The sequence below is a fragment of the Rhodococcus sp. BS-15 genome (assembly GCF_000813105.1).
Classification (GTDB): Bacteria; Actinomycetota; Actinomycetes; order Mycobacteriales; family Mycobacteriaceae; genus Rhodococcoides.
On record NZ_BAOX01000561.1, the window covers coordinates 1 to 1,105 of the forward strand.

General features: G+C 69.7%; 2 protein-coding genes and 1 pseudogene. All 3 read right to left on the reverse strand.

The features are described from left to right. A partial coding sequence (locus tag RHBS_RS27930; protein WP_145977665.1) for a hypothetical protein occupies positions 1 to 238 on the reverse strand: 238 nt, incomplete at its 3' end. Further along, complete coding sequence (locus RHBS_RS27935; RefSeq protein WP_128646933.1) at positions 193 to 579, reverse strand: hypothetical protein; 387 nt, start codon at positions 577 to 579, stop codon at positions 193 to 195. The genes RHBS_RS27935 and RHBS_RS27930, both read right to left, overlap by 46 nt. Next, positions 536 to 1,105 (reverse strand): annotated as a pseudogene (locus tag RHBS_RS29445) (hypothetical protein); the annotation flags it as partial. The gene RHBS_RS27935 and the pseudogene RHBS_RS29445, both read right to left, overlap by 44 nt.

The window sequence follows — 1,105 nt, forward strand, 5'->3', positions numbered from 1 at the left end:
GCTCGACGCGGTCGGCGGCCAGCACTGCCCCGGCCGCCGCGTCGACGGACTCGAAGTTCGACGCCTTCACCCGTCGGTCCAGTTCGGCTGCCAGCTCATCGGCGCGAGCAGTGGCGTCGAGCCAGGCGATACGCGCGTCCTGGATTCGCCGGGCACCGTCGATCAAGGCTTCCCGCTCCGCGATTCGGTCTGTCAGCGACGCGCCCTCGTCCACCTCCTCGGCGATCGACGCACGCATCTGCGCCAGCGATTCCTCGGTAGCGAGATACGTTCGTCCACGGCACTACGCGAGGCCACGAGGTCGTGGAGTGTGACCGTCAGCGCGTCGGACTCGCTCCGCAGGCGATTCAGTTCTGCGGTTGCGGGTTCCACATCGGCGGCACGCGTGCGGGCGTCCTGCACTGCGGTGGTTGCGGCATCGAGAATTCGGGTCAAGTCCGCAGCGGAGGCCCCGCCGGTGCGGTCGTGCAGCAGGTCCACGCCGCGTTGCGCTTCTGCGACAACCGCGACCGCCTGGTCGAGCGCAGCAGCAGCCTTACGTTCTGCGGCGGCGGCCTTGTCTTCCTGTGCCTTGGTCACCGTCGATGTGGACGCTGCAGCGGGATGGGGGTGCACCTCCGATCCGCACACGACGCACGGCTCCCCCCGCCTCCAGACGGGCCGCCAGCTCGGCTGCCATCCCGTCGATGCGTCGCTCACGGAGATCGAGCAGGTGCTCCCAGGCCGTGTTGTGCGCCGCTCCGGCGGTGTCGCGGGCACGTTCGGCCGCGGCCAGAGTCGCGCGTTTGCGCACCAATTCGAGTGCGGACTCGGCTGCCGTGCGAGCCCGACCGCAGCGCTCCTCGAGGCCCGGCAGCTCTGCCGCAGCCGAGGACGCCCGTGCCACCCGTGATTCGACTGCTGAGATCTGCTCGGGCATCGAGGCCTGCGAGTGCACGGTGCGTTCGATCGACGCTGCGGTAGTACGTTGCTGCGCACGATATTCGGCGAGGGTGCCGTCGAGTCGATCGGCTTCGCGGGCGAGCCCGAGCAGCGACTGGAGCCGCGCGACATCGGTGGTCCAGTCGCGCACGAACTGTGCAACGACCGTGCGCTCGGCCGACGA